Source organism: Microbacterium sp. Leaf288 (genome assembly GCF_001422925.1).
Classification (GTDB): Bacteria; Actinomycetota; Actinomycetes; order Actinomycetales; family Microbacteriaceae; genus Microbacterium.
The window spans coordinates 196,550-216,874 of sequence record NZ_LMNI01000001.1; the positions used below are offsets into that span (position 1 = coordinate 196,550).

The window sequence follows — 20,325 nt, forward strand, 5'->3', positions numbered from 1 at the left end:
GATCGCGACGCGATGGAGTCGGCTGGCGTGGGCGGCAGGCGCGCTGGTAGTCGTCGGGAGCGCAATCGCCCTGACGGTCGTACTCGTGACGACACCGCGTCCCGACGAGACTCTGCATGTGACGGCAGCTGAGCCTGACGATCTGGTTCGCGGTCTGGTGGCCCGCGGGGCCTCGCGGGCTCACATCGCCGACTCGACACTCCGCAGCTACGGGTCCTTCCTCGGTCTGGAGATCTGGTCCGGGACAGATGGGTTCGGCTCTCCGTGCATCCTCTCGGTGAACCGGGCCAACGACACCCTCTCCGACCTGCGATGTGCGCCTCACCCTGCGGAGCTCTTCATCGACATCGCGTCGTTCGGCGACGACTACGACGGGCTGCCCGGCGAAGGGCTCATCCGGTTCATCCACCGTGGCGGCACCGTAGACGCCTATGTCCACCTGATGCCGGGGACCGACTGATGGACACCTCCTCGGTCCCATCGGATGCTGAGCGCGAACTCGCCGAACTCCGCGCGAGAGCGTACGGCCCTGATGCCGACATCCAGACGGACCCCGCCGCGCTTGCGCGGCTGTGGGAACTGGAAGCGACGCACCTCCCGAGGCCACCGAAGCCCGCAGACGACGAGCTCGATGTGGCCGGAGGCTCGCCCGGCGGCGAGCCGTCCGCGACGGGAGGGCACGCCGAGGGCGCAGGGCCCAGAGGCGACATCTCACCCGACATCGCGGCATCCGAGATTCCGCCGCTTTCAGGATGGAGGGGTGCCGCCGCGACACGCGGCGGCCGCGCCACGATCGTCGCGGCTGCCCTCGCCACCGTCCTCGCCGTCGGGTATGCGGTGGGCTGGCTCGTCGGTGCGCATCCGGATGCCACCCTCCGTCCTACCGCGGACGAGGCGAGCAACGCCGCGCTCTCGATGATCCACTTCCTCGACGCGCAACCCGACGCCACGACGATCCGCGGCTACGAGAGCTACCGGGGAATCGAACCTTGGTTCTTCGAGAATGAGCAGGGCTACAACTGCTTCATGCTGGTCACGCCTCCGGCCTATGTCGACGGCGCCAACTGCGTGCCGCCCGGAGTGGATCTGTTCGCTGACATGGCGCTCTTTTCCGAATCGGTCGCCGAGAACTCCGAACCGCTCCCCGCCGGAAGCATCATCCGGTTCCATTACCTCGCAGACCGAGTGGACGTACACGTCTACCCGGCATCGCATACCGACTGAGCGACGTGCGCGCATCGAGATCGCCACGCGGGGCGCGGTCCGGCAGGAGTACGTGGCGGCCTAGGAGACTCCCGGCCCGACCCGATCCGTAGCCCTGTTGCGGGTGGGACTGACCGCCGCCGCCGGCCGCCGCAGCGGCGGGTGGCCGCGACGACGCGGGTTCAGATATGCGCTTCGCATGTGGCGAGGAATGCCACGCAGCGGCGCTGATTCGCGGTAGACGGTGGCACGCGACACGTATCGACCGCGCCCGGATGCTGGACTCCGCAGGTAGGGCAAGAGGATGATGGGCGTCGGGGTCGGATCTCGCGATCGGCGCCCTCGCGGTCACGCTCGGCAACGCGCTGACTATCGGTGCCCGGCCCGGTGCACCCGTCGATTGGGCAGCTTCCGACGTGTCGAAGGAGCCTGCCATGAGCGCCGAAGTAGCCGCGTCGATCGATGCGGAGCGGATCCAGCAGTTCGCAGCGGGGCTGCGCGGCGGCGTCCTCCAGCCGGGCGATGCCGCGTACGACGAGGCTCGCGCCGTCCGGAACGGGCTGATCGACCGGCGCCCGGCGCTGATCGTGCAGTGCCGGGGAACGGCCGACGTGGTCGATGCTGTCGGATTCGCCCGTGCACTCGGTCTGCTGGTGTCGATCCGGGGCGGCGCGCACAATGTCGCCGGGAATGCGGTCAACGACGGCGGGATCGTCATCGACCTCTCAGAGATGCACAGCGTGCACGTCGATCCCGAGCGCCGTATCGCGCGCGTGCAGGGCGGTGCGACGTGGGGCGAGGTCGACCGTGAGACGCAGCTGTGGGGCCTCGCCGCGCCGGGCGGCCAGGTGAGCACGACCGGCGTCGCCGGCCTGACCTTGCACGGCGGTCTGGGCTCGCTGCATCGCAAGTACGGGCTGGCGCTCGACAGCTTGCGATCGGTCGAGATCGTCACGGCCGACGGTCAGGTGCGCACTGCGAGCGATTCGGTGAACCCCGAGCTCTTCTGGGCCGTGCGGGGTGCCGGGAGCAACTTCGGGGTGGTCACGTCATTCGAATTCGCGCTGCATCCGGTCGGACCCGAGATCTACCAAGCGGCCCCGATCTTCTCGCTCGACGATGCGCCGGCCGTGCTGCGCAAGTACCGGGACTTCTGCGCGACCGCGCCCGACGAGTTCGGGCCGCAGGCGATGTTCTGGAGCGTGCCGGCGGTCGACGATTTCCCGGCGGAGCTGCATGGGATGCCGATCATGGTCGTGTTGGTCGTCTACTCGGGCGACCCTGACGAGGGAGAGCGGCTGCTGGCGCCGGTTCTCGACTGGGCGACCCCGATCCTCGACCTCAGCGGGCGTGCGCCTTGGGCGGTCGCCCAGAGCTCGTTCGATGCCTTCTTCCCGTCCGGCGGCTACTACTACTGGAAGTCACTGCTGGTGGGTGAGCCGAGCGATGACCTGCTGGACGCGGTCGTCGAAGTTGCCGCCGACCGGCCGTCGCCTGATGCGATCGTGAACTTCTGGCAGTTGGGCGGCCAGATCGGACGGGTCGCTCCGGATGCCACGGCGTTCGCGCAGCGGGACGCGAAGTACCTGCTCAGCCTCGACACCTCGTGGTTCGATCCCGACGCAACGGAGCGGTGCATCGACTGGACCCGAAGGACCTGGGCGGCGATGCAGGAGCGATTCGCCACGGACCGCGCTTACCTGAACTTCGTCGGCTTCGGCGAAGAGAAGGAGGCGCTCGTTCGCGCCTCGTACGGCGCGAATTACGATCGGCTGGTGGCGGCCAAGACGACGTACGATCCAGGCAACCTGTTCCGGATGAACAACAACATCCCGCCGCGAGGTTGAACAGCCGACCGTCACCACGCCATCGCCGTGTGGGCCATCGTCGCCGGCGTCGTCGTCATCGCCGGGGTCTGACGTTCGGTTGGTGCACGATGGCTGACCGGCACCGTCATTGGCTGATTGTCGTGAGCGCAGTGACCGCCGCGGTCGGCGCCATCGTGACCGTCGTGTACTTCTTCCAGCCGTGGCGTAGCTGCGACGACGAAGACACCTCAGCTGGGTGCGCGATGCTCCCCGCCGACGCGAATGTCATGCTCATCGCCATTCTGGTCGCGCTCTCGGCAGCCTCCGTGCTTGTGATCTCGCTCCTCACCAAGGAGAAGACTCACTCCCGCTGACGAGAGGACGCGCGGCGAAGGGCTTGGACCATCGCCCGCAACACCCCATCAGCGTGCACCGCACGGATACGGATCAACGTCGCGACGGGACCGAGCCTTTGGGCCCGAAAGCATCCGAGGCCGGTCTCGTGGACTTCGCCCCCGCCGCCCCCTCGGGGCGTAGCGTGACAGCGTGGCGAGCTCAGAGACGCGCACACCCGGCGCGGGCAGGATCAGCTGACGATGGATGCTGCTGCCCGCGCCGAACTGGCCGCACTACGTCGCCGCGCGTATGACCGGGACGCCGACATCGCCGACGACGAAGTCGCGTTGGAGCGTCTGTCCGAGCTCGAAGGGCTCGCCCTCGCAGCCCGGTCTGTGACCGCACCCGCGCCGTCGTGCGCGTCAGGCGCCCCAGAGCCCGAGGACTCCACCCTGGATCCCTTCACTCACAGAGGACCACCATCCGATGCGGGCCCGACGGCCGACGGATCGGCGACCGGCCGCCCCTCGCCCCGCCGCCTTCTGATCTTCGGCCTCGTCGCCTCGGTCACGCTGTCCGCGGCCGCACTCGGGGCGGTCCACGGGCTGCAGACCACGCCGGACCCGACCAGCGCTGGCGCGGCCACCGTGCCTTCTCCCACAAGTCCCGCTGCGACCGACCCCACCGCGAACGGTCGCGTGACCATCCCTCTGCTCGTCGACAGGGTGCGCGGCGAGTTCATCGACGTGTCCTCGCGGCCCGATGGGCCGATGTTTCCCGCCAGCGGCGTGACGATGTGGGCGCAGTCACTCGGCGACTACTACGGATGGGCGGTATGGGTCGCAAGAGTATCGAGCCGGCACGGACCGGAGAACTGCCTGCTGTTGACCGATGGCGCTGCGACCGAAGCGCAGTGCATTCCCCACGATGCCACCGCGGAGCGGACGGTTGGAGTGTCGCTCGCCTTCTACAAGCTCGCCGAAGATCAGCGACCCCCGGGCATGACACCCGATCAGCGGGTGACCTTCGGATGGGACGGTCGGGCCTACATGACCATGGAGATCAACGACAGCTGATGTGTCCTCGCCTCGCCTTGCTCACAACGAGGTACGGCGTCACCGCTGAGGGATCCGCTCTGACGGGTCGGTCAGAGGTCGGCGGTTCCGGAGATGATGACGTCCGCGCGGCCACCGACCCAGATGCGACCATCTTCGCTGTTGATGTGCACGCGTCCGCGTCGGCCGATGGCGCCACCCTGAGCCGCGAGGTACGGCGCTCCAATTCGTCCGGTGGCGATGAGCCATTCCGCGGCGGCGGCGTTGAGGCTGCCCGTGACGGGGTCCTCGCGGAGCGGCCCGTCACCGTCCGTGAAGAACGCCCGCACCTCGACAGCCGGGAGCGAGTCGGCTCCGTGCAGTCCGAGAACGCCGATGTCCCAGCGGCCGGGGTGCCCGGAGGCATCCGGACGCAGCTTCAGAACAGTCGCCGCGTCTGCGAGCAGCACACCCACCCAGCCGGGGCCGTTGTCGAGCCACTCGGCATCCACGATCTGCCCCTCGTCGATGCCGAGGATCTCGGTGACCGCCGCGAGCAGGTCGGCATCGACCGCGCCGGAGCGGAGTCGGGGCGGGGCCGCGAAGGCGAGGATGTCACCGTCGAGGCGCACGGGAACGACACCGGCACCGCATTCCTGCATGACCACACCTGGCGTGGCTGGAATACCACCGGCATCGAGCCACGCGCGCGCCGTTCCCAACGTGGGGTGACCCGCGAAGGGGAGCTCGGTGTTCAAGCTGAAGATCCGTACCCGATAGTCCGCATCGGGCACGGTCGGAGGAAGCACGAAGGTGCATTCCGACAGGTTCGTCCACACCGAGAACCGTCGCATCGCGTCATCCGCCAGGCCATCCGCGTCGAGCACCACAGCCACGGGATTGCCGTCGTTGGAGCCCAGTCCGAAGACATCGACCTGACGGAAAGCGCGCCGCACAACAGCATCCATCCCCCGATCGTGCCTCCTGCGTGTGGACCTGTCGACAGACCACTTGGCACGCCGCGGACCGATACCCGGGGTCGGCGCCCTCGAGCCCGACGACACGGCACGACCGGCCCCGGGCGGGTGGCTCCAGTGCGGCCCTGAGACGGTCTCAGTCGCAACCGTCGCTCAGCGGTTTCCATTGGCGCGGATGCACGCGGGTGGCGCCCCTTCCGGACGCCGCTCGGACTTCTCGGTCCATCGGTCGATTCCTCCGCTGAGGACACGTACGTCGGTGTGCCCGGCGGCCAGGAGGAGGTTCGCAGCGGCTTGGGCGCGCGGGCCGACTTTGCAGTAGACGATGACCGGGCGGTCGACCGGCAGCTGGAGGGAGTGTGGTCCGGCGTTTCGGATCTGGCTGAGTGGCGTGGAACACGAGCCGGAGATGTGTGCGAGAGCGTATTCGTCGGGCTCGCGGACGTCGAGCAGCTCGAACGCCGCCCGGCCGGCGGAGCGTTCGTGGAGAGCCACGGTCAGCTCTTCGACGGTGATGACCTCGGGTCCGCAGGTCGCGGCAACGTCGGCGGCGCACGCGTCCGGGAGGTTGTCGCGGCGTGTCACCGGCGGCCGGTTGGTGTCGGGGAACACCGTCAGCTCCCGCCATGTGGTGTCTGCGAGGTCGACGATGGAGAGCCGACCGAGCAGGGAGCGTCCGGTGCCTGTGATCAGCTTGATCGCCTCGGCCGCCATCATCGATCCGGCGACTCCGCAGAGCATTCCGAGTACGCCGGCCTCGCCGCAGGAGGGCGCCGCGTCAGGCGGTGGTGCGTCGGGGTACAGGTCGCGGTAGGTGGGTCCGTGGGTGCTCCAGAACACGCTCACCTGAGCGCCGAACCGGAGGATCGAGCCCCAGACGCACGGCTTGCCGGTGGACGCCGCGGCATCGGAGACGAGGTACCGGGTGGCGAAATTGTCCGCGCCGTCGATGACGAGGTCGTACTGCGCGAACAGCGCCACCGCGTTCTCGGCCGACAGGCGCAACGGGTGAGTGCGGACATGCACGAGCGGGTTGATCGTGCCCAGGGCGTCGCGCGCCGAGTCGACCTTGAGCCGGCCGATGTCGTCGACGCCGTGCACGATCTGGCGCTGCAGATTGCTCGCCTCCACCCGGTCGTCGTCCACGATGCCGAGCGTGCCGACGCCGGCGGCGGCGAGGTAGAGGAGGACCGGCGATCCGAGACCTCCGGCGCCGATGACCAGCACGCGCGCGTTCTTCAGCCGCCGTTGCCCGATGTCTCCGATCTCGGGCAGCAGGAGGTGCCGGGAGTAGCGGTCGATCTCCGCCGGCCCCAGGCTGGACGCCGGCGCGACGAGCGGCGGCAGAGTGGCAGGCCGCGGTGTCGGGGTCATAGGTCGGGTCGCCCTTCCATGGTCGAGGAGGCTTGGGCGGTGGTGCGTCGGGGGATGCGGCCCGAGAGGCGGGCGAGGCGTCCCGCGATCACCGCGTGCCGGAAAGCGGCAGCCATGCCGACGGGATCCTGCGCGCGGGTGACGGCAGTCGCGAGCAGGACGGCATCGCAGCCGAGTTCCATGGCGAACGCGGCATCCGAGGAGGTGCCGATTCCGGCGTCGAGCACGACCGGGACGCGTGCGCGTTCGACGATGAGCGAGATGTTGTGCGGGTTGAGGATGCCGAGGCCGGTGCCGATCGGGGCGCCGAGCGGCATGACGGCCGCGGCACCGAGGTCTTCGAGCCGCAGCGCCAGGGCCGGGTCGTCGTTGGTATAGGCGAAGACGACGAATCCGAGGCCCACGAGCTGTTCGGTGGCGAGGGCGAGTTCGGCGCCGTCGGGGAGGAGGGTGTCTTCGTCTGCGATCACCTCGAGCTTGATCCAGTTCGTCGACAGGGCTTCGCGCGCCAGTTCGGCTGTGAGTACCGCCTCCCTGGCGGTGAGGCATCCCGCCGTGTTCGGAAGGAGGCGGATGCCCTGGTCGCTCAGGAGCCGGAAGAGGGATCCGTTGGTCGATGGATCGTGTCGCCGCATGGAGACCGTGGTGAGTTCAGTGCCGGAGGCCCGGAGGGCGTCGCCGAGTCCGGTGTGGCTGTGGGCGCCGCCGGTTCCCATGATCAGGCGGGAGCCGAGGTCGACGCCGTCGATGCGCAGCGTGTCGGTGGTCACTTCAGCCTCCCTGGGTCGCGCTGACGATCTCGACCGCATCTTCGTCGACGAGATGCTCGTGGCCCCAGTCCGCACGCGGGATGACCACGGAGTTGACCGCGACGGCGATGCCGAGGGTGGTCCCGTCGGGGAGGGTGCCATCGGGGGCGATGCGAACGCCGAGGATCTTCTCCACCAGGTCGGCGACGGACGGTTGCGTCGAACTGTGGTGTGGTTCGCCGTTGACGGTGATCGTGGTCATCGGGGTGTCCTTTCTGCCGTGAGGTCGGCACGGAGATGTGCGAATCGATCGGGGAGGAACGCGTCCCACCGCGGATCGGGGTATCCGTCGAGGAGCCCGAGCACGATGTCGGCGGCGAGCGGGGCGAGCAGCACACCGTGTCGAAAGAACCCGGTCGCCACGACCAGCCCCGAGATCGCCGCACCGTCACGCCGCCGGATGCGTCCGAGCAGGGGCGCGTTGTCGGGGGTGCCCGGTCGCGCCCTCGCCGTCGCCTCCACCAGCGGCAGTTCCGCGACGGTGGGCAGCAACAGTTGCGCATTGTGGAGGAGCCGGTGCACGCCGCCCGCCGAGACGGCCTCCAGTCCGTCCTCCCGGTGTGTCGCGCCGACCACGAGCGTGCCGTCGGCACGGGGCACGAGATACACGCTCTCGCCATGGACCAGAGCTCGCACCGTCGTCCCGAGGAGCGGGCGGGTCGGATCGGGCATGCGCAGGCGGAGGATGTCGCCGAACACGGGTCGCACCGGCAGCTCGAGACCGTCGGGCAGCCCGTCGATCTTCCGGGCCCCGAGACTGTTCGCGAGCACGACCTCGGCACCGGCGACCGTCGTCCCGTCCGCCAGGCGCACCCCGGTGACGGGCGAGTCGTGGTCCGACGGATCGTCGTGCAGGAGGGCGACCGCCTGGACGCGGACGATGCCGACCCGCCGGCTCCCCGCTACCGTCCTGGTGAGCTCGTCGATCAGCCGTGCGGTGAGCATCCGCGGGTCGATCTGATGATCGCCGGGGACGCGGTAGGCGCTGGTCACCCGCGGGCCGAGCAGCGGTTCCCGGGTTCGCGCCTCCCGGGTCGTGAGGGGCTCAACGGCGAGTTCGGCACGACGATGCGCGGTGTGAAGATCGGCCAGCGCCTGCCGGTCGCCGTGGTCGACGCCGACCAGCAGGGTCTCGTTGCGGAGGTAGCCCGCCACCTCGTCGGCGGGAGCGAGCGCGCGCACGAACTCGGGGTAGCGGGCCGCGGACTCCCGCATCGCCGGCAGGAGCGCATCCTCCTGGTGGTGGTACTCGCTGACCGGGGCGAGCATGCCGGCCGCCGCGAAGGTGGCGCCCCGGGCCGGCGCCGGGTCGATCAGCCGCACGGAGCGGCCGGTCTGCGCCGCGCGCCACGCGATGCTGAGCCCGATGATCCCACCGCCGACGACGATCACATCGACGGGCGGCCCGTCAAGACCCCGGGGGCCCGTCGCTACGCTGAGCGCATGTCCCTCGCCGCCGCGCGCCTCTACCTCTGCACCGACGCCCGAGCCCGTCAGGGCGACTTCGCCGATTTCGTGGATGCCGCGTTCGCGGGCGGCGTCGACATCATCCAGTTGCGGGACAAGTCTCTGGAGGGGGGCGAGCAGCTCGACCTGTTGGGCGTCCTCGCGGATGCGGCCGCCCGTCACGGCCGGCTCTGGTCCGTCAACGATCGCGCCGACATCGCGCACGTCACCGGCGCCCCCGTGCTGCACCTCGGTCAGAAGGACCTTCCCGCCCGTCTTGCCCGCAGGGTCGTCGGACCGCGCGTGCTCGTCGGCATGTCCACCCACACCCCCGAGCAGGTCGACGCCGCCGCCGGCGCGGACGATCTCGACTACTTCTGCGTCGGGCCGGTCTGGGCGACCCCGACCAAGCCCGGGCGCGCCGCCGTCGGGACCGGGCTCGTCCGCCATGCCACGAGCATCTCCACGGCACGTCCGTGGTTCGCGATCGGCGGTATCGACCTGTCGAACATCGAGGAGGTCGTGGCGGCCGGCGCCGAGCGGGTGGTCGTCGTCCGGGCGATCACCGAGGCGGACGACCCCGCCGACAGCGCGAGGCGGCTGCGAGCAGCCCTCCCCGCGGCTGTCACGGTGGGGCTCGTCTGAGCTCTCCCCGCGTCCGGCGGCCCTCTGGTCGTTCGAGTGAGCCATGCGCAGTGCCTAAGGCTGGCGTAGCGCGGGCGTCGGCACGTAGACCGTCCCGCCGGATTCCCTGAACTGCGCGGACTTCTGCGCCATCCCGGTCGTGCGCGTGGACTCGGCGACGAGTCCGAACTGGTCGCGGATGTCTTGCGAGATCCGCATCGAGCAGAACTTCGGACCGCACATCGAGCAGAAGTGCGCGGTCTTCGCCGGCTCGGCCGGCAGCGTCTCGTCGTGGAACTGCTCCGCCGTCACCGGGTCCAGCGACAGCGCGAACTGGTCGCGCCACCGGAACTCGAACCGCGCCTTCGACAGGGCGTCGTCCCGCAGTCGGGCACCGGGATGCCCCTTCGCCAGGTCGGCGGCGTGCGCGGCGATCTTGTACGTGATGACGCCGGTCTTCACGTCGTCACGGTTGGGAAGTCCCAGGTGCTCCTTGGGGGTGACGTAGCAGAGCATCGCGGTGCCGTAGCGGGCGATCTCCGTCGCCCCGATCGCCGACGTGATGTGGTCGTAGCCGGGCGCGACATCCGTCACCAGCGGTCCCAGCGTGTAGAACGGCGCACCGTCGCACAGCTCCTGCTGCCGCTCCACGTTCTCCCGCACCAGATGGAACGGCACGTGCCCGGGTCCCTCGACCATCACCTGCACGTCGTACTCCCAGGCCCGCTTCGTCAGCTCGGCGAGCGTGTCCAGCTCGGCGAACTGCGCGGCATCGTTGGCGTCGGCGATCGACCCCGGCCGCAGCCCGTCACCGAGCGAGAACGCGACGTCGTATCGGGCGAAGATCTCGCAGAGCTCATCGAAGTGGGTGTAGAGGAAGTTCTCCTGGTGGCGGGCCAGGCACCAGCCGGCCATGATCGACCCGCCCCGTGAGACGATTCCCGTCACCCGGTCGGCTGTCAGCGGCACGTACCGCAGCAGCACTCCGGCGTGGACGGTCATGTAGTCCACACCCTGCTCGCACTGCTCGATGACCGTGTCGCGGTACACCTCCCACGTGAGCGCCGACGCGTCGCCATTCACCTTCTCCAGCGCCTGGTAGATCGGCACCGTGCCGATGGGCACCGGCGAGTTGCGGACGATCCACTCGCGCGTCGTGTGGATGTCGTCGCCGGTCGACAGGTCCATGACGGTGTCGGCGCCCCACGTGGTCGCCCACTGCAGCTTGGACACCTCCTCGGCGATCGAACTGGTGACGGCGGAGTTGCCGATGTTGGCATTGATCTTCACCAGGAACGCCTTGCCGATGATCATCGGCTCCGACTCGGGGTGGTTCACGTTGCTGGGGATGATGGCGCGCCCGGCGGCGACCTCGGCGCGCACCAGCTCCACGTCGCAGTCCTCCCGCAGCGCGACGAACCTCATCTCCGGCGTGATCATCCCGCTGCGGGCGTAGTGCATCTGCGTGATCGTGCGCCCCGGCTTGGCACGCCGCGCGGCCCGCTTCTCACCCTTCCATTCCGCGGATGCTGCGCCCCGGCGCACTGCGGAACGCCCATCGTCCTGCAGATCCCGGTCGCGACCGTCGTAGCACTCGGTGTCCTCGCGTGCGGAGATCCACTGCTCCCGCAACGGCGGGAGCCCGCGCACCGGATCGCTGCCCGGACCCTGGGTGCGGTACACCGTCACCGGCGCGCTGACCGACCCGTCAGGAGACGGCTCCAGCGCGATCCGGTCCACCGGGACCCGGATGTCGTGTTCACCGTCGTGCAGATGCGCGAGAACGCGCGATGAATGGACGGACTCCATGGAGGCGACTCCTACTTCCTTCGCCGGCATTACCCGGACAGGTTCGAACGGTCGCAGGCCGCGTCAGCCCGATCTCAGCCCTTGCGAGGGCACCCGTGTGGATAGCGCCACGCTACCGCATCCGCCCCAGGCGATCGGACGGAGCCCGGCGCACACAGTCCCGGCGTCGCGCGGTCAGCCGTGGCCGCGGCGCAGCTGCAGTCCCCCGACGAGGAGCTCGACGCCGAACACGAACTCGGCATCCGATGCCTCGTCCTGCCGCGGTTCGTCGATCCCGTCTACCTGGACACCCAGGTCGCGATACTGCTGCCGTTGCTGCTCGTGCAGGACATGACCGAGCACGAAATGGAGCAGGACCGCGGTCGCCCGCTGAACGGATTCATCGTCGAACCCGCCGGCGGCGATCGCCGCAGCGAGGCGGTGCTGCGCGGCCCGGGACCCCAGGCCGAGGGCGAACGTGCTCGCCACCAGTTCGGCACCGTCCCGGTGAGCGAGCAGCGCGGCGCGAAGCGCGAGCGCTTCCGCGCGGACGCGGGCGGCCCACTCCGGATCCGCCGATCCGGAGTCCACCTCTGCGACGATCCGGTCGGAGAGTTCCGCCAGCAGACTCTGCTTGTTCGGGAAGTGCCAGTACAGGGCACTCGGCTGCACCTCCAGCGCGGCCGCGAGGCGACGCATCGTCAGGTCGGGCAGGCCGTACTCGTCGAGGATCCGCATCGCGGTGCGTGCGACCTCGTCGCGGGTGTGACCCCGACCTGCTCTCGCCGACCCCATCACAGCACTCTACTGAACAGCGTTATAGTGAACAGCGTTCACGTGAACACCGTTCAGGACCACTGTATCCATCGAAGGGACCTCGTCCGATGGCCACTCCCCCCGCATCTTCGCTCGCCCCGCAGACAGGCGTTCACGCGCTCGACGCGACCGCGCTGGCCCGCGTCGCGGTGTTCGCCGCGATCATCGCCGTACTCGGACTGCCGGGCGGCTTCACGATCCTCGGCGCGGTGCCGATCACGGCGCAGACGCTGGGCGTGATGCTCGCAGGCGCCATCCTCGGCCCGTGGCTGGGCGCGCTGTCGGTCACCGTCCTGCTCGGCCTCGTCGCGGTCGGGATGCCCCTGCTCGCGGGTGGACGCGGCGGCATCGGCGTCTTCTTCGGCCCGTCCGCCGGATACCTGCTCGGGTGGGTCGCCGGGGCCATCGTGATCGGACTCATCGTTCACGCCGGCGGCCGCAAGCCCACGACCTGGCGCACGCTGCTCGGCGTCGTGGTCGGCGGCATCCTCGTCGTGTACGCGCTCGGCATCCCGGTGCAGAGCCTGGTGACGCGGCTGCCGCTGGCCGAGACGGCGCTGATGAGCCTGGTGTTCGTGCCCGGCGATCTGGTGAAGGCGGTGCTGGCGACGGCAATCGTGGTGACGCTCGTGCGGGCATACCCGCGCGCGTTCCGCCGGGCGTGGACGACGAAGCCCGCCGACATCGATCCCGCACCCGTGTCGTGATCGTCCCGCTCGCCGGCGACGCGGCCGACCTGCTCGAGCGCGTGTGGGCGACGCGCGAAGCCGGCGACATCCCGCTCGTGGGCGATCCGCGCTGGCCGCGCGCCCAATGGGATGCGGTGATCGCCGCGGCTGCCGAAGCGGGCTCTCCCGACGGCATCGCCTGGGCGACGCAGACGTCGGGCAGCGCGGGTCGACCGCGGATCGTGCTGCGCACCGCCTCCTCGTGGGAGGACTCCTTCGGCGCCGTGTCGAGGCTGCTCGCCGTCGGCCTCGATGACGTGGTCGCGCTGCCGTCGCCGCCCGTGTCCTCGCTCACGATGTTCTCGGTCGCGCACGCGCTTGCCGGCGGCCCGCGTCCGCTGTTGGGCGCCGCCGTCGGCCCGGATGCCACGTGTCTGCACTGCACCCCGCAGGCGCTGCGGGTTGTGCTCGACGCCGGCGCCCCGCCGCGGCTGCGGACGGCTCTCGTCGGAGGCTCGCACCTCGACGACGCGCTGCGCGAGCGCGCCCGGGCCGCCGGCATCCGTGTCGTCGCGTATTACGGCGCCGCAGAGCTGTCGTTCGTCGCCGTCGACCACGGTGACGGGCTGCGGGCGTTCCCGGGGGTGGAGCTGCGCGTCCGCGACGGTGAGCTGTGGGTGCGGTCGTCATTCGTCGCATCAGGCTATGCGGGCGCCCCCGGTCCGCTGCGGCGCGACGGCGCGTGGGCCACGGTCGGCGACCGCGCCGAGCTCGTCGACGGACGGTTGCGGCTGCTCGGCCGCGCGGATGACGCGATCCTGAGCGCGTCGGCCACCATCGTTCCCGAGGAGGTCGAGGAGGTGCTCCGCTCTGTTCCCGGCATCCGAGACGCGATCGTGTTCGGACTTCCCCGCGAACGGGTCGGGGCGCTCGTCGCCGCGTTCGTGGAGATCGACGGCCACGCCGATGACCTGCGCGAAACGGTCACGACCCACCTGGCACCTGCTCACCGGCCACGGCAGTGGTTCGCCGGCGAACTGCCACGCACCGCATCGGGCAAACCGGCCCGAGCGCAAGCCGTCCGCCAGGTCCTGGACGGGGAGGTGCCGCGCGTTGCCGTCTGACCGCGACCCCGTCATCATCGCCGCCCGCCGGACGCCGATCGGCACCCGCGGGCGGGCGCTCGCCGGGCTGGACGTCGGCGCGCTCGGCGCCGCCGTGATCCGCGCGACGCTGGTCGACGCCGCGACGGCGACGGGCTCGCCCGTCACGGTGGCCGACGTCCTGCTCGGCAACTGCATGGGCCCGGGCGGCAACCCGGGGCGCGTGGCCGCCCTCGCCGCCGGCCTGGCGCCCTCGGTGCCGGGCGGCACCGTCGACCGCCAGTGCGGCAGCGGCCTCGCCGCCGTGCTGGACGCAGTGGCCGCGATCCGCGGCGGCGGCGACCGGATGCGGGTGGCCGGGGGCGTCGAGAGCCCCTCGACCGCTCCGGTGCGCAGCGTCGGGGGTGTCGCCTACGACCGGGCCCCGTTCGCACCCGCCGGCTTCCCTGACCCTGACATGACACGGGCGGCCGAGGACCTCGCGGAGCACGACGGGATCGCGCGCTCCCGGCAGGACGCGCACGCGGCCCGCAGCCACGCGCGGGCCCGGGCCGCCCGAGCCGCGGGGCGCTTCGAGGCCGAGCTGGTGCCGCTCGCGGGCCTCCGTAACGACGATGCGATCGGCGGGGCCGAACCGCTGCTGCCGCGGCTGCCTCCCCTGTTTCCCGGCGGAACGGTCACCGCGGGCACCTCGACGCGCATCGGCGATGGCGCGGCAGCCGTCGTCGTCGCCCCCGCCGGCACCGGCCCGGGACTCGCCGTGCGCGCGTCCGCCGTGGTCGGATGCGACCCCGCGCTTCCCGGCATCGGCGCGGCCCCCGGCATCCACTCCGCCCTGCAGGCAGCCGGTGCGACCGTCGCCGACGTGGAGGCGTTCGAGATCGTCGAGGCGTTCGCCGCGCAGAGCCTCGCGGTGCTGGACCGGCTCGGCGTCGCCGACGACGATCCGCGGGTCTGCGCCGACGGCGGCGCCCTCGCGCTCGGACACCCGTGGGGCGCCAGCGGCGCCGTGGCTCTCGTGCGCCTGTTCAGCAGACTCGTGCGCACCGGCCGGCCCGCGGGCACGCTCGGGGTCGCCGCCGCGTCGGTCGGCGGCGGACTGGGGATCGCGGCAGTGGTCGAGGTGGTGCGATGACGATCCGGCTGGACTCCGTGAGCCTCCGGCTCGGCGACACGGATGTGCTCAGCGACGTGTCGCTCGACCTCGACGCGCGCACCGTGGCGGTCATCGGCGAGAACGGGTCGGGCAAGTCGACGTTCGCCCGGCTGATGGGTGGCCTGGTGCGTCCGAGCGGCGGCTCGTTGAGCATCCTCGGCCTCGACACCGCCCGCCACGCGGCAGAGCTCCGCCGACGCACCGCGCTCGTGTTCAGCAATCCCGACGCGCAGATCGTCATGCCGACCGTCGCTGAGGACGTCGCGTTCTCGCTCCGCGCCGAACGGATGCCGCCGGCCGAGGTCCGCGCGCGGGTCGAGGTGGCCCTCGAGAGGTTCGGCCTCACGTCGCTCGCCGAGCGGTCCGCTCATGACCTCTCCGGAGGACAGAAGCAGCTGCTCGCCCTGTGCGGCGCGTTCGTCCGGCGACCGGACCTCGTGATCGCCGACGAACCGACCGCCTACCTCGACGCCCGCAACGCGCGGCTCATCGCCGACCATCTGTTCGCCGACGCCGGCCACCGGCTGATCCTGGTGACCCACGACCTGAACCTCGCCCAGCGCTGCGAGACGGCCGTGCTGTTCGCCGGGGGCCGGGTCGCGGTGGTCGGCGAGCCCGCCGCGGTCGTCGCCGAGTATGAAGTGCTCCTGCGATGCTGACGCTCTACCGCCCCGGCGACGGCTGGCTGCACCGGATGCCGGCCGGCCCGAAGACGCTGCTGCTGCTCGCCGTCACACTCGGAGTGCTCCTGTTGCCCACCGCGTGGTGGACGGCCGCCGCGGCGGCGGCGATCAGCGTCGGCGCGTACGCGGTGGCAGGGCTCGGCGACGGCCTCTGCGGGATGCGGGAGCTCGGCCGTCAGCTGTTCGCGCTGCGCTGGATCGTCCTGATCACCGTCGCCGGGCAACTGCTCTTCGTCGGCCCGGAACCGGCGGCCGCCAACACCGCTCGGGTGACGGCATCCCTCGTTCTCGCGGGGCTCCTCGTCCTCACCACCCGCGTCAGCGAGCTTCTCGACGCGTTCGAACGCGGTCTGCGCCCACTGCGACGCATCGGCGTCGACTCCGAGCGTGCTGCGCTCCTGCTCACGGTGACGCTCGGCACCATCCCCGTACTCGCCCGGCTCGCCGGCGAGGTCCGCGACGCCCAACGAGCCCGTGGCGCCCGCGCGACCCTGCGCACCTTCGTCGTCCCGTTCCTCGTCGTCTCGCTCAAGCACGCCGATCAGCTCGGCGACGCCCTCGCCGCGCGGGGGCTGCGATGAGGCAGGAGCGCCCCCGCGTCCTCGGGCCGGTGGTGGATGCCGAGACCCGCTGCATCCACTACTCCACACCCCTGGACGTCATCGCGATCAGGTTCCGGTGCTGCGGCGAGTTCTACCCCTGCCACATCTGTCACGCGGAGTCCGTCGACCATCCGGCCGAGCAATGGTCCGCCGATGAGCGCGCCGACCGCGCTGTACTGTGCGGGCCGTGCGGGTACCGGCTGACGATCACGGAGTACGCCCGCGCCGAAGCGTGCCCGGCCTGCGCGGCGCCGTTCAACCCCGGATGCAAACTGCACTGGGAACTGTACTTCCAGGTCTGACCCGAACACTCCCTCTCAGGACGAGACCATCGAAACCGCGGGGTTCCAGCGTGGATTCGTCTGGACGCGGAAGCAGATGGATCGATTTGTCGAGTCCCTCCTGCTGGGCTTTCCGATCCCGGGTCTTTTCCTCGTCCGACAGCAAGACAAGCGATACCTAGTGCTGGATGGGCAGCAACGTCTTAAGACTCTTCAGGCCTTCCACAAAGGCGTCCATCAAGGCAAGGTTTTCTCGCTCGCCAACGTGATGCTGCTGGTGTCTCGGAGGCTGTCACCGCGTTGAGCGCGAACGAGAAGTTTGACGCGGCCACGTCGCGCGCAACCGCCGACGAGGCGGTCGTGAAGGCGCGAGTAGGCATTGCCGCCGAGACCTTCGGCAACAGCTGATGGCGTGGCCGGTGCCTGGCCGTCGCACGCACTCTCCTCGTCGCGCGCTGGCCTCGCCGAACTTCGCAAAGAAGTTGACTCATTGGACTCCGACACATCGCCGGAGACCGACCAGGCGATGGCGCGATTCTTGGTCTTGAGGGCGTGCGGTCACGTCGAGTTCACCTTCGACGAGTCGTTCTGCGCATTCGCAGAGAGCAAATCCAGCCCTTCCGTTGCGTCGTACGTGCGGACGCAGTTCTTCCGCGGGGCTAACCCCTCCGCGGCACGAATAGGCGAGACTCTCCGCAAGCTCGATCCGTCACGCGCCGATAAGTTCGAGGACTTCATCAATGAGGACGATCAGAGGCTCAAGCGTGAGCTGGACTTCATGGTGAACCGTCGAAACAAGATTGCGCACGGGCAAAGCGAGACGGTTCGGCGGAGGAAAGCGTTGGATCTTGCCGATGTATCCGCGGAAATCGCGGACTGGGTAGTGACGTCACTCGATCCGCGAACGTAGCCCCGACCCGCTTCGCGCTCCCCCTCAAGCGAATCCACGACCGCCTCTCGTTTGACCTGCTCGTCGTAGCCGTGGACGGTCGCGTATTGAGTCAGCCAGATTCTCCGAGCACTAAGCCGGAAGTCCCGCGCACTTAGTCTGTGCGGCGGCCTGCGCCAGCGGAGGTCAAGCCCCGATGGGAGGGCTCGGCTCGCCCGCAGGCCGGTCCCTCAGCGGGCTGCTCAGGCTTGCGGCGCCGCAGGACTGCTTAGGTTATCGGACGCGGGTTGGTGCGCGCGGCCTTGATCGCATCCTTGACGTGTTCGACGCCCAGATCGATCGGAACCGTGTTCGTGTCGATCAGCACGTCCGGGTCGATACGCGTCACCTCATGCGCCCATCGCTCGTACACGCCACTGAGGAACTCTCGCTCCTTTGAGATCCCCCGCGTTGGATCTGCCTTGGCGCGATCGAATGCCACCTCGAAAGGAGTGGTGGTGACGACGGTGACGGTTGCTGCACCCTCCGGAACTTGGCGCAGGAGCTTGAGCACTTCGTCTTGCGTCCCCGAACCTTCGGCGACGACGCATGTGAGGCTCGTCCTCGCCCACATTCCGGTGACGGACTCGAAGATCTGGTGTGCGGCATCCCAGCCAGCAAGGGTGGGCAGCGCCATGGCGGCAATCTGATCGAGTTCGACGAGAGCGACCATCTCGCCACCTTTGCGCAACTCGGCCGCGAGCGCTGCCGCGAGTGTGCTCTTCCCGGATGCCTGAGGCCCAGCGATCAGGACGACGGCAAGTGGGAGTTCTGCGGAGGCCATCAGTCCAACCTGCCCGAACTGCTCGTTGAAAGCGACCGACCGCCGGCGGGTCCTTCTGCGAGCGTTTGGGACGGCCGCACCTCGTTAGGTGCTCGTAGAGTCGGGGCAAGTTGGGGATGTCGTGGGGGACTGTCGTCCGTGTGCGCCGGCCGTCGCCGCGACCGTTGAACGTACTATCAGCAGATGGATGACGAGGACGTCTCGGAGCTGGTCGACGGCGCCGCCCCAGCGCCGGTGAGGATCGCTCGCCTGTGGTGGGTGGTCTCGGCGGCTGCCGCGCTGCTGCTTGTCGTCCTGCTTGGCGCGGTGATCTTCTATCGCCAGGCGGACAAGCCGTTCGGTTTCGAGGTGGAGTGGATGGGAGAACTGGTCGAGGCTCGCGCGCCGGTGTTCACGGTCCCCGCGCTCGCCTTGAACTGGATCGGCGGGGGCATCAGCGGGGTCGCGATTGTTCCGCTCGTCATCATCACCGGCTTGCTCATCTGGCGAAGGCCGTGGGCGGCGCTCTATTTCGTCTGCGCCGCGATCGCGAGCGCGCTGGTGGTCCTGGTCATAAAGAACCTCGTGGGGCGTCCGCGTCCGACGGATATCCTCGTCGCGGCCGACGTCGGTTCGTTCCCGTCCGGCCACAGCGCGAACGCAGCGCTCATCGCCACGACGCTGGGAATCATCTTCTGGCGCACGTGGGTATGGATCGTGGGAGCCGCATACACACTGCTGATGATGTTGAGCCGCACCTACCTCGGAGCGCATTGGATATCCGACACCATAGGTGGGATGCTCGTCGGAGTCGGTCTTGCAGTGATCATCTGGGCCCCGTTTGCGTTTGTGCTCTACCGCGAGCGCCGCAAACCACATCCGCCGATTTGGGTGAAGGTCGTAACCCCCACAGCGGGGATCGATCAGTCCGGAGAAAGCTCACACTGACCCGCCGTCCTGGGCACGCGGGGAGCGTATGTGCCTGGGGACCGAGGTCGAACCACTGTGATCGAATCATGCCGCCGGGGTGCCGGTCACACTGGACGCGGCTGCTGAATCGCAGCGTGCCTCTGCTCCGCTCAAGCTGACCCCCGCAGGTCGCATTCCGGCAGCGCGGCGGGCAGCCGGCGTCACCATGCACCCCAGGCCAGCGCGCAGGGCTCTCGACCCCCGCTCATTGGCCGGTCGCTGACCGTTCGCGGCGAGGGCGCGCGAGCAGGCCCGGCGTGGCTACAGGGTGTTCGTTGAGATTTCGGGCTTCTCCATGCACACGAGGCGCGGACGTCTGTCCCACGTGGGCACAGCCACGAACCCTCGGCTGCGGTAAAGACCGATCGCATCGTCTCGCCAATCCCAGACAGTCAGTCGCATCGGAAGACTGTTCGCGCTGTAGCATGCCGCATCGAGTAGCGCGGATCCCACACGCTGCCCGCGAGCGCGTGGATCGACCCAGAGCCGCTTGATCTCGACGCCATCGCGCACCTGCTGCACCACGACTACTCCGACCGTCGCGCCGTCCAGCTCGGCGAGGAGTACCCGCGCGTTCTCGTATGCGCGCGCAGGATCCTCGACTTCCGCGACGTAGCGCCGGGGCAGGTCTGCATCGGTGAACTGAGCGGCGATCTCGTGTGCCTTCTCCTGCTCGGTCTGCAGGAGGTACGCCCTCACAAGGCGCCCGACCACAATCGCGTCGACGCCGGCCAGATCCGCACTCCGAACATGCACGTTCGGCCCAGTCCCCATCGCCCCATCCTCCCACCGTACGAGGCCGCCCCGATGCGGGTCGATCTGCGCACGCGAGCCGGTCCTCCAGCGCGCGGGCGCCTGAGGACTCGGCCCGTCGCGTGGGGACGCGCGGCGGTGGTGCGCGTTTACCCAGCCCCGCGAAGGGACCCGCGTGGCCGCCCTATTCGCGCGGCCACGCGG

At 69.8% G+C, this 20,325-nt stretch carries 24 protein-coding genes and 1 riboswitch; of the genes, 15 read left to right on the plus strand and 9 right to left on the minus strand.

The features are described from left to right. Positions 1-118: 118 nt before the first annotated feature. From ASF40_RS00800 to ASF40_RS00820, 5 genes are all read left to right on the plus strand, one after another. Positions 119-460 carry a hypothetical protein gene (locus ASF40_RS00800; RefSeq protein WP_157549337.1) on the plus strand — a complete coding sequence of 114 codons (342 nt, stop codon included), beginning with the start codon at positions 119-121 and terminating at the stop codon, positions 458-460. Next, positions 460-1,224: a hypothetical protein gene (locus tag ASF40_RS21290; RefSeq protein ID WP_056365074.1), complete on the plus strand. Its 765-nt coding sequence runs from the start codon at positions 460-462 to the stop codon at positions 1,222-1,224. The genes ASF40_RS00800 and ASF40_RS21290 overlap by 1 nt, the downstream gene beginning before the upstream one ends. 413 nt (positions 1,225-1,637) lie before the next feature. Further along, complete coding sequence (locus ASF40_RS00810; protein WP_200919404.1) at positions 1,638-3,050, plus strand: FAD-binding oxidoreductase; 1,413 nt, start codon at positions 1,638-1,640, stop codon at positions 3,048-3,050. A gap of 122 nt (positions 3,051-3,172) precedes the next feature. Next, positions 3,173-3,385, plus strand: coding sequence for a hypothetical protein (locus ASF40_RS00815; protein ID WP_056365077.1), 213 nt, complete (start codon positions 3,173-3,175; stop codon positions 3,383-3,385). A 222-nt stretch (positions 3,386-3,607) separates the two neighbouring features. Further along, positions 3,608-4,423 carry a hypothetical protein gene (locus ASF40_RS00820; protein WP_056365081.1) on the plus strand — a complete coding sequence of 272 codons (816 nt, stop codon included), beginning with the start codon at positions 3,608-3,610 and terminating at the stop codon, positions 4,421-4,423. Between the two features lie 71 nt (positions 4,424-4,494). Here the strand turns inward: ASF40_RS00820 and ASF40_RS00825 are convergent, their stop codons facing one another. The 5 genes from ASF40_RS00825 to thiO all read right to left on the minus strand — a co-directional run bounded on the left by ASF40_RS00825 (position 4,495) and on the right by thiO (position 8,933). Continuing rightward, positions 4,495-5,349, minus strand: a complete 855-nt coding sequence (locus ASF40_RS00825) for a PhzF family phenazine biosynthesis protein (protein ID WP_200919405.1) — start codon at positions 5,347-5,349, stop codon at positions 4,495-4,497. A gap of 162 nt (positions 5,350-5,511) precedes the next feature. Then, a complete protein-coding gene (gene moeB, locus ASF40_RS00830) occupies positions 5,512-6,732 on the minus strand; it encodes a molybdopterin-synthase adenylyltransferase MoeB (protein ID WP_056365088.1) in 1,221 nt (406 codons plus the stop codon). Further along, positions 6,729-7,541, minus strand: a complete 813-nt coding sequence (locus ASF40_RS00835; RefSeq protein ID WP_056365089.1) for a thiazole synthase — start codon at positions 7,539-7,541, stop codon at positions 6,729-6,731. The genes moeB and ASF40_RS00835 overlap by 4 nt, the downstream gene beginning before the upstream one ends. Next, positions 7,504-7,743 (minus strand): sulfur carrier protein ThiS, encoded by a 240-nt coding sequence (gene thiS, locus ASF40_RS00840; RefSeq protein ID WP_056365092.1) that lies wholly within the window; start codon positions 7,741-7,743, stop codon positions 7,504-7,506. The genes ASF40_RS00835 and thiS overlap by 38 nt, the downstream gene beginning before the upstream one ends. After that, entirely contained in the window at positions 7,740-8,933 is a 1,194-nt protein-coding gene (gene thiO, locus ASF40_RS00845; protein WP_056365095.1) for a glycine oxidase ThiO, read from the minus strand. Before thiO ends, thiS begins: the two co-directional genes overlap by 4 nt. Positions 8,934-8,984: 51 nt before the next feature. Between thiO and thiE the strand changes: the two genes are divergently transcribed. Further along, positions 8,985-9,632 (plus strand): thiamine phosphate synthase, encoded by a 648-nt coding sequence (gene thiE / locus ASF40_RS00850; RefSeq protein ID WP_056365098.1) that lies wholly within the window; start codon positions 8,985-8,987, stop codon positions 9,630-9,632. 54 nt (positions 9,633-9,686) lie between these two features. Here the strand turns inward: thiE and thiC are convergent, their stop codons facing one another. Both thiC and ASF40_RS00860 read right to left on the minus strand, forming a co-directional pair. Beyond that, positions 9,687-11,420, minus strand: a complete 1,734-nt coding sequence (thiC, locus tag ASF40_RS00855) for a phosphomethylpyrimidine synthase ThiC (RefSeq protein ID WP_082496778.1) — start codon at positions 11,418-11,420, stop codon at positions 9,687-9,689. Continuing rightward, positions 11,419-11,527, minus strand: a riboswitch (TPP riboswitch). Its footprint overlaps the gene before it by 2 nt. A 67-nt stretch (positions 11,528-11,594) precedes the next feature. After that, complete coding sequence (locus tag ASF40_RS00860) at positions 11,595-12,194, minus strand: TetR/AcrR family transcriptional regulator C-terminal domain-containing protein (RefSeq protein ID WP_056365105.1); 600 nt, start codon at positions 12,192-12,194, stop codon at positions 11,595-11,597. An 89-nt stretch (positions 12,195-12,283) separates the two neighbouring features. On the opposite strand from ASF40_RS00860, the gene ASF40_RS00865 reads away from it, so the two are divergent. The 8 genes from ASF40_RS00865 to ASF40_RS00900 all read left to right on the plus strand — a co-directional run bounded on the left by ASF40_RS00865 (position 12,284) and on the right by ASF40_RS00900 (position 17,618). Next, complete coding sequence (locus tag ASF40_RS00865) at positions 12,284-12,922, plus strand: biotin transporter BioY (protein WP_056365108.1); 639 nt, start codon at positions 12,284-12,286, stop codon at positions 12,920-12,922. Continuing rightward, positions 12,919-14,007, plus strand: a complete 1,089-nt coding sequence (locus ASF40_RS00870; RefSeq protein WP_056365110.1) for an AMP-binding enzyme — start codon at positions 12,919-12,921, stop codon at positions 14,005-14,007. The genes ASF40_RS00865 and ASF40_RS00870 overlap by 4 nt, the downstream gene beginning before the upstream one ends. Continuing rightward, positions 13,997-15,121, plus strand: coding sequence for a thiolase family protein (locus tag ASF40_RS00875; protein ID WP_235560085.1), 1,125 nt, complete (start codon positions 13,997-13,999; stop codon positions 15,119-15,121). The genes ASF40_RS00870 and ASF40_RS00875 overlap by 11 nt, the downstream gene beginning before the upstream one ends. Beyond that, positions 15,118-15,801, plus strand: a complete 684-nt coding sequence (locus ASF40_RS00880) for an energy-coupling factor ABC transporter ATP-binding protein (protein ID WP_056365113.1) — start codon at positions 15,118-15,120, stop codon at positions 15,799-15,801. The genes ASF40_RS00875 and ASF40_RS00880 overlap by 4 nt, the downstream gene beginning before the upstream one ends. Continuing rightward, positions 15,795-16,406: an energy-coupling factor transporter transmembrane component T family protein gene (locus ASF40_RS00885; RefSeq protein WP_056365116.1), complete on the plus strand. Its 612-nt coding sequence runs from the start codon at positions 15,795-15,797 to the stop codon at positions 16,404-16,406. Before ASF40_RS00880 ends, ASF40_RS00885 begins: the two co-directional genes overlap by 7 nt. After that, on the plus strand, positions 16,403-16,729 hold the full coding sequence (locus tag ASF40_RS00890) for a CHY zinc finger protein (protein WP_056365120.1): 327 nt from the start codon (positions 16,403-16,405) through the stop codon (positions 16,727-16,729). The genes ASF40_RS00885 and ASF40_RS00890 overlap by 4 nt, the downstream gene beginning before the upstream one ends. A 28-nt stretch (positions 16,730-16,757) precedes the next feature. Continuing rightward, positions 16,758-17,012: a DUF262 domain-containing protein gene (locus ASF40_RS00895; protein WP_082496780.1), complete on the plus strand. Its 255-nt coding sequence runs from the start codon at positions 16,758-16,760 to the stop codon at positions 17,010-17,012. 108 nt (positions 17,013-17,120) lie between these two features. Next, complete coding sequence (locus tag ASF40_RS00900; RefSeq protein WP_157549340.1) at positions 17,121-17,618, plus strand: HEPN domain-containing protein; 498 nt, start codon at positions 17,121-17,123, stop codon at positions 17,616-17,618. Between the two features lie 247 nt (positions 17,619-17,865). Here the strand turns inward: ASF40_RS00900 and ASF40_RS00905 are convergent, their stop codons facing one another. After that, entirely contained in the window at positions 17,866-18,420 is a 555-nt protein-coding gene (locus tag ASF40_RS00905) for a hypothetical protein (protein WP_056365129.1), read from the minus strand. A 183-nt stretch (positions 18,421-18,603) separates the two neighbouring features. On the opposite strand from ASF40_RS00905, the gene ASF40_RS00910 reads away from it, so the two are divergent. Continuing rightward, positions 18,604-19,347: a phosphatase PAP2 family protein gene (locus ASF40_RS00910; RefSeq protein WP_056365131.1), complete on the plus strand. Its 744-nt coding sequence runs from the start codon at positions 18,604-18,606 to the stop codon at positions 19,345-19,347. A gap of 282 nt (positions 19,348-19,629) precedes the next feature. On the opposite strand, the gene ASF40_RS00915 is transcribed toward ASF40_RS00910, so the two are convergent. Beyond that, entirely contained in the window at positions 19,630-20,142 is a 513-nt protein-coding gene (locus ASF40_RS00915) for a GNAT family N-acetyltransferase (protein ID WP_056365134.1), read from the minus strand. Between the last annotated feature and the right edge of the window lie 183 nt (positions 20,143-20,325).

Excerpts from the sequence above, each read along its gene's own strand:
- moeB (WP_056365088.1), bottom strand. The coding sequence starts at position 6,732 with ATGACCCCGACACCGCGGCCTGCCACTCTGCCGCCGCTCGTCGCGCCG.
- ASF40_RS00860 (WP_056365105.1), bottom strand. The coding sequence starts at position 12,194 with ATGGGGTCGGCGAGAGCAGGTCGGGGTCACACCCGCGACGAGGTCGCA.
- ASF40_RS00825 (WP_200919405.1), bottom strand. The coding sequence starts at position 5,349 with ATGGATGCTGTTGTGCGGCGCGCTTTCCGTCAGGTCGATGTCTTCGGA.
- ASF40_RS21290 (WP_056365074.1), top strand. The coding sequence starts at position 460 with ATGGACACCTCCTCGGTCCCATCGGATGCTGAGCGCGAACTCGCCGAA.
- ASF40_RS00890 (WP_056365120.1), top strand. The coding sequence starts at position 16,403 with ATGAGGCAGGAGCGCCCCCGCGTCCTCGGGCCGGTGGTGGATGCCGAG.
- ASF40_RS00865 (WP_056365108.1), top strand. The coding sequence starts at position 12,284 with ATGGCCACTCCCCCCGCATCTTCGCTCGCCCCGCAGACAGGCGTTCAC.
- ASF40_RS00820 (WP_056365081.1), top strand. The coding sequence starts at position 3,608 with ATGGATGCTGCTGCCCGCGCCGAACTGGCCGCACTACGTCGCCGCGCG.
- ASF40_RS00835 (WP_056365089.1), bottom strand. The coding sequence starts at position 7,541 with ATGCGGTCGAGATCGTCAGCGCGACCCAGGGAGGCTGAAGTGACCACC.
- ASF40_RS00905 (WP_056365129.1), bottom strand. The coding sequence starts at position 18,420 with ATGGCCTCCGCAGAACTCCCACTTGCCGTCGTCCTGATCGCTGGGCCT.
- thiC (WP_082496778.1), bottom strand. The coding sequence starts at position 11,420 with ATGGAGTCCGTCCATTCATCGCGCGTTCTCGCGCATCTGCACGACGGT.
- thiE (WP_056365098.1), top strand. The coding sequence starts at position 8,985 with ATGTCCCTCGCCGCCGCGCGCCTCTACCTCTGCACCGACGCCCGAGCC.
- ASF40_RS00915 (WP_056365134.1), bottom strand. The coding sequence starts at position 20,142 with ATGGGGACTGGGCCGAACGTGCATGTTCGGAGTGCGGATCTGGCCGGC.
- ASF40_RS00880 (WP_056365113.1), top strand. The coding sequence starts at position 15,118 with ATGACGATCCGGCTGGACTCCGTGAGCCTCCGGCTCGGCGACACGGAT.
- thiS (WP_056365092.1), bottom strand. The coding sequence starts at position 7,743 with ATGACCACGATCACCGTCAACGGCGAACCACACCACAGTTCGACGCAA.
- ASF40_RS00885 (WP_056365116.1), top strand. The coding sequence starts at position 15,795 with ATGCTGACGCTCTACCGCCCCGGCGACGGCTGGCTGCACCGGATGCCG.
- ASF40_RS00810 (WP_200919404.1), top strand. The coding sequence starts at position 1,638 with ATGAGCGCCGAAGTAGCCGCGTCGATCGATGCGGAGCGGATCCAGCAG.
- ASF40_RS00910 (WP_056365131.1), top strand. The coding sequence starts at position 18,604 with ATGGATGACGAGGACGTCTCGGAGCTGGTCGACGGCGCCGCCCCAGCG.